Source organism: Kamptonema sp. UHCC 0994 (assembly GCF_029167235.1).
Lineage (GTDB): Bacteria > Cyanobacteriota > Cyanobacteriia > Cyanobacteriales > Microcoleaceae > Kamptonema.
This window is the reverse complement of sequence record NZ_JARFTR010000099.1, coordinates 32438-43106: the sequence shown is the minus strand read 5'-3', so window position 1 is coordinate 43106 and position 10669 is coordinate 32438. Positions and strand designations below refer to the sequence as shown.

Here is a 10669-nt window from a genome sequence, read left to right as displayed (position 1 = left end):
GAATTGATGTGTCTCCTTGTTCATAGGCTTTAACTATTTTTTGGCGAAACTCGATCAAATAAGGTTTCATTTTTTCTGCGATCGCTACTGAACATAGTGTACCACAGATACATGGAATTTGCTATATTTTTGCTTCAGCACAAGTAGCTAACGAATAGCTCTCCTCTGGCTACCGCCAGCAAGCAAGGCGATCGCTTACCCTTAAAATTGACCAAATGCCACAAAAACACTACGCGGCGACTGAAATATCGCATCCAACCACTGCTACCGCCCCTGAACCGAATGCGATCGCCCTGCCTGACTATTGGGCGCAACCCGATTTCAAATTTGGGGATACGGTGACAGACAATGAAGAATCTTATATCGTCATGGGCCTAGTAATGGACACAGACTTGGACATTTGGAAGTACCTGTGTCGCAGCCGAGATAACACAGAACACTTCTTCTGGGAACATCAACTCAGACTTGCTTAAACTTCCAGCACGAAATATTGACACTTTGTTGAGCGACGGCGATCGCGAATAGCCGTCCTCAACAACAAAGCACGATGGGCTGTAAACCATGCTCAACAATGATGCAATTTACAGCCTTAAAACATCACAGTCAAAAGCTACAAGCAATCCAGACAGCAGTATCCACCCTCGAATCAGCCATCTGGATGATAAAAACTGCTCTAGTAGCCTCTCACTAATGCAACTTGTGACCTAATAAAACATAAACCGAAAGAAACAGGCTCATCTCCAACAGAATTGCTGACAATTGAATCAATGAAAGCAATGGATGAATCACCGCTCAAACCTAATCCCTTGCTCTTCAACTTAGCCTTAATAAACCATTAGTTAGCCCTAGAGAATTGATGTGCTTACAACTGCAACTCTCCCCAAAAACCAACTTGACAAACCCAACGGAAAAACTGAAGTCGTCCGAGTACGTCTAACCACCTTTGAAAAGGCAGATTTAGTGAAACGTGCCGCAGAAGCAGGTGAAAAAAGCCTGTCAGACTACTTGCGTAAACGCGCTTTTAGCCTTAACCACACAGTCCCCCCTATCAATGAAGGAACTTGTGCCCAACTGCGAAAAATGAGCATACACATTTGCCAAATGACCAGAGGTGTAGAGACAGCAGTAAAAACAGGAAAGTTACCCAAACAAAGCCTAGAAGTTCTGCAAGAATTCAGCCGAATGCTAGGCGAATATCACCAAGAACTAAGAGGGAAAATCAGAACAGAACTTTTGAGCGAAACCCGCGAAGAAACACCCAATCAAACAATCGCGCAACTAGCCAATAGTCATCTTTGACAATCTCAAGCACAGCTAAAAGTTCAACATCGAACCTAACAATTGCATCAATATAGGAGGTGAGAAAAAATGGCAGCCAAACTATCAACTAAAACCAACTCCCAAAGACAATTTTCTGCCCCAAAGCGTACTTGGTCTGTCCTAACAGCCACAGATCCCAAGCACGTCAAAAAACTAGAACACATTCAGGAAACCCTCGATGCTGCCATAGAAGCAATCCAAGAAGAAGGCGGCATTGAGGACTGGGAAGAGTTCAAAAACTTCGTTGAATCCTTCAACAAACGACCTGACAGAATCAATGAATCTGGCAATCAGAAAGCTAGTGTCAGCATGGATTTAGTTACTGAAGGAAAAGAAGGTGAAGTGTCTGGCTTTGTTTTCTATTTAACTAAAGACCCCAGCCAGAGAACCAGCGGTGTTTATTTAGTAAAAAATCTGAAACAGGCTGACGTTGAAACCAAAAACAATAACAATTACTATACTCCATCCCAAATTATGGGCTTAATCGGGCTGGATGCCAGTGATGAATTAGAGGAGGACAGCATTTCCGAAGAATTTGATGAAGAACTTGATGATGAATTGGAGGATGACTTAACTGATTTAGAAGAAGATACAGACCTTCCCAGCCACAATACCTCAACTCGCAAATCATCCCAGTCTAAACAGCAGCTAGGAAAGCCAACAACTTCTCAAAAAACTGCCAGCAAAACGCCCCAAAAGGAGGAAGAATATGATATTGACGAGTTACTATCCGATAGCGAGGATGCTCCTATTCCCAATGGTGTCTTGGGTAATATCGCTAAAAATCGCAGCATTCAAAATAATAACGGACAAATCAAACAACAACTGCCTAAAAACTCCGAACCAAAATATCCCTTACTCGACACCCTTGAAACTGTTCTAAAAGAAACCGAACGCCAAGGTGGAAATGTCGCTGCTACAGGAAGCGAAATTAACGGATTAACCGTAAGTGGCTTAACCGTCCAAACTGCCTCTTTAATGGGGCTAATTGGAGCCAAAACTATTGGAGAACTAATTGATTACATTGAACGAGCAAGGGAAAAAGAACAGGCAGAAAAACTCGAACAAATTCTCGAACAAATTGACTCATTAAACACTCGCACCGACCGAGTTGCTACTCGTGCTAAACAAGCTGATGTCATTGCAGGTATCGAAGCAATAGATACACGCACAGAAAAACTTGCTGAACGGGCTAAGCAGGTATTAGAACCACCTGCTGCAACTGAACCAGAGGAACTGGAAACGAGCCAGCCTCAGAGAATAGATCCCGACATTGAAGCCAAGACTGCCAAGGGAATTAAAATCACCAATCCCGAAGCCAAAGCAGATCAAATTGGCAAAAAAATTGACGACCTAGAGAGCAAACTTAACCCAAACTCCCAGAAATCTAGACCTCTACAGCTCGATAAAAATACCAGCATCAGCGAACAGCTAGACCAAATCCAAGACTATCTAGGCAACCTCTCAAAAAGATTGGATCGCCTGGAAAGCATCGTTGACAAACTGGAGCAGAAAATGACCATTAAAATGCCTGTTGAATCAGAATTTAATCCTAATTCAAAAGTGCCAGAAGCTCGCCAAAAAGTTCAGCCCACAGTTAACAGTATCAACGAAGAGGAAGGCGAACCAGAGGATCTTCTTAGCAAAATGGTAGCTCAAACAAAAGTACAACAACAGCGAGAAACTGTGGCAGATTGCTTAGTCAATTATGCTTTCGCTACAGGGCAATCTCCCCGATCGGGAATTGCTTTTGATGGTGGCGGCAGCTTATATGTAACTGCTGAAAACAACGAAGTTAAACTTGTCGTCAAAGGCAGCGATAATAGCGAACTTTTTTCAGGAACCAAGAAAGAAGAACGCTGGAAATTTGAGCCGGGGGACAAGCTAACTCCAGAAGAAAAAGAAGCCATTTTCAAATTGCCTCAATCGGAAGCAGAGTATAACAATTTAGCAACTGCCCAAGCTTTAGTTGAAAAGTTTCAAGACACCTTCCCCAAACGCTTCAGCGGGGAAAAAGATCCAGTGTTTCCTTGGAGAGAATCGCGTCGCGAAGACGGCACTCCAGGGGCAGTCAAATACGAATTTGAAATACTGGATCTGCCGGACGGGTCAAAACAACTGATCGGAACTGACCCCCGCCAAGGTGACGCACAAGTGTTCGATGCCGTACTGGTCAAAGGAAAGCCGCCAGACATTCGACAGTGCCACATTGCTGTTGAAGAAATGGAGGCTGTAGTCGGCTCCCCAGAGCCACAAAAAACCCAATTTAGAGAGTCTCACGCATCTAAAGACTACAACTATACCTCGCCAGAACGCAAAGAACGATCGCAAGAAGACAGCAACGAATTGCAAGCTTAAACCACTTTGAGGACAAATCCAATGCAAAACGATTACTTACACAACAACTACCACTCTCATAGAGATCGCACCAGCGTTGCTAACCAAAGCATTATCCACAAACGCCGCAGCCATTTTAGCAAATTCATGCGTAAATTCAAACTCAATAACGCCGATTTAGCCTTCATTGCAATTTGCCTAATTGCAGCCATTTATCTAACTCTTGTCCAACCCTTATTCGTCAGCGTATTTAGCTGTGCATCTCTGCTGTTCTTCGGACTGTGGCAAATTGCCCGCAGCGTTCCCATCCTCGAAAAACTGCTAGGCAGCAAAATTCGCTTCTGGCACTTAGCCGTTGCTGTCATCACAGTCACAATGTTCCTGAATAACTTTCAAACCCCAGCCCAAGCCATTTTTCTAAGCGGTCTCCAAGCATTTATGACCAATCTAGCAACCGAAGCTGGAGCCGCCGGAGGAGGTACAGCTATTGACGAATCAACCATCGCTTTAATTTTCAATGCCATTCGAGGCGTATTTCTCTTATTAGTAGCCGCCGCAGCTTTATTCGCTTACAACCAAGCGCAGCAAGGCAACGATTGGCGGCCAATTGTCACCCAAATTGCCCTCGCCTTCGGCATTGTAATTGCCATAGACGTTGTTACCTTCTTATTCGTCGGCGACGGCAGCGGTACAACAGCTCGTTTTGCCCCCAACCTGCCACCGCTGGGAGTAATTACAACTTTGACCTTTTAGAACTAAAAAAAAGGAGTCACCAATGGCTTTACGAGATCCCGAAAAAGACTTTATCAGAGTCAATAAAATCCTGGGCAAACAAGCAAGTATCGGGTTCATACCTGCCAATCAAATTCTACCTTGGTGCTTCTTAACCGCCATTGCCTACACCTTAACAATGGGTCTATTTAGCCTGGGATTGGGTTGGTTCTTCACTGTCTCGCTTTGGCTAATTGTAAGCTGGTGGCTCCTCACAGGAAATCAACCCCACCTCTTTACTGACAAATTCCGCAAGCCCCCCGGAGATGAGTGGTGTAGCGGCGACAGCTTCTATATTTCTCCCATCTCTTCCCTGCGCCCTCCTAGCATCCAAGGCAAACCTTACGATTCACAAATCCGCATCAAATTGAAACCCAAAATTGTACCCAATCAATATGGGGGAAGGAGCAAATTTATGCCTTTCCAAAATGAAATTAATCTCTGTTGTTTAGTGGAAATTGAAAAAGATGGCAGGCAAGTATCTGGGATGCTCCTCAATAACGGGACTAGCTACCAACTGGTATTTGGATTCCGCCTCCGAGGACTTCATAACCTACTATTTAGGAGCGAAGTATCAGCATTTGCAGCTTCTCTTGAAGAAGGAATGAAAGACATCCCAGCCAGTGAAAAAATCACTTTCTGCACCGGTTGTTACAGTAGCGATGCTGCTCGGCAAAAAGAATTAGAACAACTAGCTGACACCGCTGAACTCCAACCCGTATCTGTACTGCTCAGAAATGAACAGCGCCGCCTCCAACAACAAACTCATCAAGGCACTAGACAGGTATGGGAGCAAATTGCTTTCTGTACTTGGACTGCCGATAACGAAGGCGAAACCATCTCCAGGGATTTCATTGGCAAAGCCATTGATGGAGTTAAAAAATTGTGCGATTCCATTGTGGAAACCATTGCAGGTAACACCCGAATTTACAGAGAGCAATTTTACACCAAGCTGCTTCTCAACTCTTTTGAACAAGGATTCCTCCGCTGGGAAATTCTGTTAAATACCAAAATGGGACTAGAAATTAGTCCTATGAATTCCTCAGAACTTTGGGAGTGGCTGTGGCTGCGATTTAACAGCAGTAAACCACCGCAAATCCCTCAAGTTGTTAAACTTGAAGAAACCCATTCTGGCTATCAACTCAGCGAAATTAAGACAACTGACAAACACATTTGTACAGTTTTAATTGAAGGAACGAATGGCGTATCCTCCTGCCCCGAACACCGCAAGACCAACAACCGCGTCTATCTCACCGGCAAGGGAAAAGAATGCGCTGTTCTGACAATGTATGACGCGCCCGCAGGCTGGATTAATACCCGCCAGCAATTGAAATGGATTTGGGAGGTAATGTCCTCAAGCTACGTCCGCGATACAGAAGCTTGGATAGAAATTAGCGCTGGAAATTCCCTTGTAATTAATGATAACTTAGCCCGACAAGCGAAAGGAGCAAAAGCCGCTAGTAGCCGAGCGATAACTAAAGGGCAAGGGCGCGATATTGGCGCTGAAATTAAACAGGAGGAATCTTTTGATGCCCAGCGCCGACTTTACCAAGGAGCCGTACCTCTAAATGCAGCCGTTGCCTTTTTAGTGTACAGAAACACAGCGGAAGAATTGAGCCAAGCCTGCAACGTACTCTCTAATAGTTTTGGAACTGCGAAAGTCATCCGCGAGCGGAACGTTGCCTGGGATATTTGGCTGCAATGCCTACCGATTACTTGGAAATGGTTGCTGCATAGCGGTTCATTTTTGAGCGAACGCCGCCTCACCCTCGACACTGAAACTGCCGCTGGAATTCTGCCGCTAACAGTTCCCCGCGACTTGGATAAAAAAGGAGTTGAATTTATCACCCATCGAGGCGGAAAGCCAATTTTTATCGACTTGTTCTACAACCAAATTAGCCGTGCTTTAATTACTGGCGAATCGGGTTCAGGCAAAAGCGTTTTGGGCTGGCGTTTTACCCTTGAAGCCTTAGCGAATAACATCCCTGTTGTCGGGATGGACATCAGCAGCGGCGGTAACAGTACCTTCAAAACCGCCATCGAACTTTTGGGCGACCAAGGCGCATATTACGACATCAGCCAAGGGTCTAGCAATTTAGTAGAACCACCAGATCTCCGCAAGTTCGACAAAGCTGAAAGAGAACGAAGAATGGAATCTTGGAAAGAATTTATCCGCAAAGCTGTGGTGGCGATCGCAATGGGCAAAATTCACAACCCCCACTTAGCCCAGCGGGTCGATTCAATTATCCTACGAATGCTCGATATGTACCTTAGAGATCCAGAAATCATCGCTCGGTACAACAAAGCATTTGAAAAAGGTTGGCAATCCCCAGAATGGCAGCAAATACCAACTCTCCAAGACTTACTGAGATTTTGCAGCAAAGAAAGGCTCAATCTTAAGTCCTTTGAAGAACTGGATAGGCTAGCCATCAATCAAATCCTCAGCCAAGGAAATGCTTTGCTAACATCCCGCTTGGGAAAAGCCATCGGTCAGCCCAGCACATTTTCCCCAGAACCGGCTGTTAAATTCTTCGCCCTATCGGGACTCTCTAACGAACAAGATGCCTATTTAATGGCAATTAACGCCCATGCTGCTTGCATCCGCAACGCTCTTTCTCACCCCAAAAGCTTATTTATTGGAGATGAATTGAGCGTCCTACTCAAAAAAGATGGTTTTGCATCAGTTGTTGGCGAACTTTGCGCCACTGGCAGAAAAGATGGCATAGCTGTCTTGCTATTAAGCCAAGATTTTGATGCTATCTGCGAATGTTCGGCAGGAGCACAAATTCTGCAAAATATGGTCTACCGAATTACCGGCAGAATCACCAATTCTGGGGTAGCAGCCGCTCACAAATATTTAGGGTACGACCCGCAAATTATCAGTTCAAATGCAACGGAATCTTTTCTGCCAAGGGCTGCTGACCTCTACTCGTGCTGGCTGATTGAGAAAGGAGGAAGATTTTGGCGATCGCGATTCTACCCCGGAGAGATGATGTTGGCATCAGTTGCTAACAATCAAAATGAAAAAGAAGCCCGAGATCGCATCATGGCTCAATACCCTCCTACCCTCAAAGGGCAGCTTCAAGGGCTAAAGCATTTCACCCAAGAATACATTGCAGCGGTGAAAGAAGGAAAAGGCTTCGACCACATTGGTCAAAATTTAGAAATTGCCACCATAGCTGCCAATCCTCAGCCAAAAGTAGCATCCGACGTTCGCAGTAACAAGTCTCAAGTTTTTGCAAAAACACCAAAATAACTGCCATGAAATATCAACTTCAATTAATGCAGCAACCTGCTACAAAACTAGCAGCAGTTTCCCTGTTAGCCAGTTTGGAATTAATCGTTCAAGTCAGGCCAAGTTTAGCTCAAACAACTCCTCCTTTCGTACCCGGTACACAAGAAACGACTGTAAAAACTCCAGCCCCAAGCGTTTTCGTACCCGGTACACAAGAAACGACCGTAAAAGCTCCAGCCCAAAACATTTTCCTGCCAAATACACCCGAAACGACCGTGAAAGCTTCAGCCGCAACTGCGGGAAGTTTCTTAGCACCCATTCAAGATGTTTTCAAACAAGTCAACGATTTTATCGGCGACATCCAAGGTTTCGTGCAAAACGAGCTATTTGGCTCTTTAAACGAACTCCTGTCCTCCTCTCTCGGAGCCATCCAAATTCCCGATTTAAGCCAAGTCAGCAGCCAAATTATTAAAGCTCCAACATCCCAGACAGAAGGAACAAAACTGTCAGATTTACTCGAAACTAAATCGAGCAAATTAGACGGCAAAGGTTCATATAACATCATGTCTGACTTAGACGCTCAAGCTCAGCGCAGCGCCGCCATCGGCATAGCTGACGGAGCAACCCTCAGCAAAGAAGCTCAAAACAACAGCTTCCAAGTATTACAAGCCACTCGCCAAGATACCGAACAAAACATCCAATTGGGCGAAGAATCCCAGAGCCTCGATGTTACTCAACAAATTCTCCAAAACCTCTCGCAACAGACTGCATTAAGCGCACAAGTCCAGATGCGAAATTTACAGGAAGCTCAGCAAGCTCGCACAGATCGGGCCATTAATAATGTGCTGCTGTCGCAAGCTGCTAAGGAAATATCCGCGCTCAATACGGGAGAGCGCCGAGGCAGCACAGCGTCTGGAAACCAAGCCAGCTATCAGGCGGGAATGCTGATGCTCCCCGGCGGTGGCTATTTGGGAAAACCGAATGACAGCAGCACAACCCCGATTTCAACTAACAGATTTGTCGCTCCCAATTAATGCTCCTAGCAGTTAAATTGAATCCGCAATTCTTGGCATAGTTTTTGTACCGAATAACCGCCTGATCAAATACAAAACTGAAGTTTTTTCGAGGAAAAATGAAAGAGTTTCTAGCACAAATTACACCACCGACGAGTGGTGCAGAAGGGTCAGCCTTGGACATCGTTAGCGAGTCAATTAACCTGGCTAAGACTACCTCAGAATCTTGGGACAAAGTTTGGATTAGCACGATTGACCCAATCGCTTCTGGGCTATGGGTCGGTCTAGTATCCCTCGGCATCACCCTAGCAGCCGTCAGCATCCTGTTCTTAACTCTAAGCAGCGGGAAAGACATTATCGAAAAGCAGTCATGGTCAGAACTGGCAGCACTGTTCGTCTGGCCGCTCGTCATCATGCTGTTCCTCGGCGCTAACGGCAAATTGCTAGCCAATACCGTCATTTTTACCAGAAGTTTTGCCTACAGACAAGTTCAGAGTGTCCTAGAAGCGCAACTAGGAGAAATGACATTTAGGGACGCGATCGCCAACGTCACTATCAGTAACATCGGCCGCCAACAACTCGAAAATCTCTACGGTGAATGCCGAAATAAAGTCGGACAAGAACTCGTAACCTGCTGGAATTCCAAGCAAGAAGCGGCTCAGAAAATCGTTAGCGAAGCTGAAAGGCAAGCCGCCGGTTCTGCCCCTCTGCAAGCGCTGCGGGCTTTTGGTGAAACCCTGTGGAATAATAGCTTGCTCGGTGCTGCTCAAGATGCCACGACTTTCATAACTGACCCCGGTTCAGTGTTTCGAGAAAAAGCAATACCGATCGTCCGATTCATTCTCTATAGCATCCAGTGGGCGTTTGTCAACATCCTTGAAGCAGCCCTTTTACTAACAGCACTCTTTTCCCCAATCGCCATGGGACTGTCGCTACTTCCCTTGCAGGGTAGACCTATTTGGGCTTGGGCAACTGGATTTCTAAGCTTATTTGGTGTCCAACTTGGATACAACATCGTCGTCGGGCTAGCAGCCACCGTGCTAGTCAATTCTGGAGCCGAATTAGCCAGCGATGTCGCCTTCCTCTTTTTCATCAGCATTTTCGCACCCGGCTTAGCCCTATTAATCGCCGGCGGCGGCGGAATTGCCCTATACAACGGCATTGCTAGCAATGCTAAACAACTCGTCGATGTTTTGAGCAATGCCATAGGAGCAGCCGCTAATTTGGCGATGAACAAAGGATTTAAGTAATGTCACTAATTACCAAAAGATTTTATGAAGCTACAAAGATTTTCACAAACTGCATTGTTGCCAGAAGCTAAAAATCTACTGGCATTGTGCTTCCTCATCCTAACTGGAGTAAATATCCTCGCCCTAATTCTGCACCTCTTCGTCGCGTACCGAATCAACTCCGTAGCTGCTATGAAGACAACGCAAGTCCAGCTAATCAACGGTCAAACTTACTACGTAGCGGAACGAGATCGGTTTTTTCGGTATCCCTCAGTCATCCAAAATTTTGTCAAAACTTGGGCCGAGTTAACCTTCAACTGGGACAATAAAATACCAGGAACTAACGATACAGATTCAGGGATTAAAGTCAATTCCAAACGAGTTCCTACCAGCACTTATTTTGCTTCGTTACTCCTAGAACCTAATTTTGGCAAAGCTTCCCTCCCTGACATCGCTGAACTCGTCCCCAATAAAGTTTTTACGGGTCAATTGCGAGCAACTGTCATCATTTCTTTTTTATCCGAACCCAGAGAAGTTCGTCCCGGCGAATGGGAAATTGACATGATTGCCACCCGGCTACTTGTAGATCGCACGTCAGGAATAGATCAAAGAATTCCTTTCAATCGCACTTTCCGAATCAAAGCAGTAGAAATCCAAACCCCGCCGCTAGGTAGCCAAGCCTCAGCTTTTGAACAGAAAGTTTATGAGCTTCGCTCGGCCGGCTTAGAAATCAACAAAATTACCGAATTCAAACCCAAATAATC

8 protein-coding genes are annotated in these 10669 nt (G+C 45.4%); all 8 read left to right on the top strand.

Annotated features, from left to right (window positions below; genetic code table 11):
• The first annotated feature begins 215 nt into the window (after positions 1-215).
• The 8 genes from PY364_RS09895 to PY364_RS09860 all read left to right on the top strand — a co-directional run bounded on the left by PY364_RS09895 (position 216) and on the right by PY364_RS09860 (position 10667).
• Positions 216-473, top strand: coding sequence for a hypothetical protein (locus PY364_RS09895; RefSeq protein ID WP_275522179.1), 258 nt, complete (start codon positions 216-218; stop codon positions 471-473).
• A gap of 385 nt (positions 474-858) precedes the next feature.
• Positions 859-1299 (top strand): hypothetical protein, encoded by a 441-nt coding sequence (locus PY364_RS09890; protein ID WP_275522178.1) that lies wholly within the window; start codon positions 859-861, stop codon positions 1297-1299.
• Between the two features lie 69 nt (positions 1300-1368).
• Positions 1369-3678, top strand: a complete 2310-nt coding sequence (locus tag PY364_RS09885) for a hypothetical protein (RefSeq protein WP_275522177.1) — start codon at positions 1369-1371, stop codon at positions 3676-3678.
• Positions 3679-3699: 21 nt separating this feature from the next.
• Entirely contained in the window at positions 3700-4410 is a 711-nt protein-coding gene (locus PY364_RS09880; RefSeq protein ID WP_275522176.1) for a hypothetical protein, read from the top strand.
• A 22-nt stretch (positions 4411-4432) separates the two neighbouring features.
• Positions 4433-7684, top strand: a complete 3252-nt coding sequence (locus tag PY364_RS09875) for a hypothetical protein (protein WP_275522174.1) — start codon at positions 4433-4435, stop codon at positions 7682-7684.
• Positions 7685-7689: 5 nt separating this feature from the next.
• A complete protein-coding gene (locus PY364_RS09870) occupies positions 7690-8697 on the top strand; it encodes a hypothetical protein (RefSeq protein WP_275522172.1) in 1008 nt (335 codons plus the stop codon).
• 98 nt (positions 8698-8795) lie between these two features.
• A complete protein-coding gene (locus PY364_RS09865; protein WP_275522170.1) occupies positions 8796-9926 on the top strand; it encodes a hypothetical protein in 1131 nt (376 codons plus the stop codon).
• Between the two features lie 24 nt (positions 9927-9950).
• On the top strand, positions 9951-10667 hold the full coding sequence (locus PY364_RS09860) for a hypothetical protein (RefSeq protein ID WP_019488112.1): 717 nt from the start codon (positions 9951-9953) through the stop codon (positions 10665-10667).
• The last annotated feature ends 2 nt before the right edge of the window (positions 10668-10669 follow it).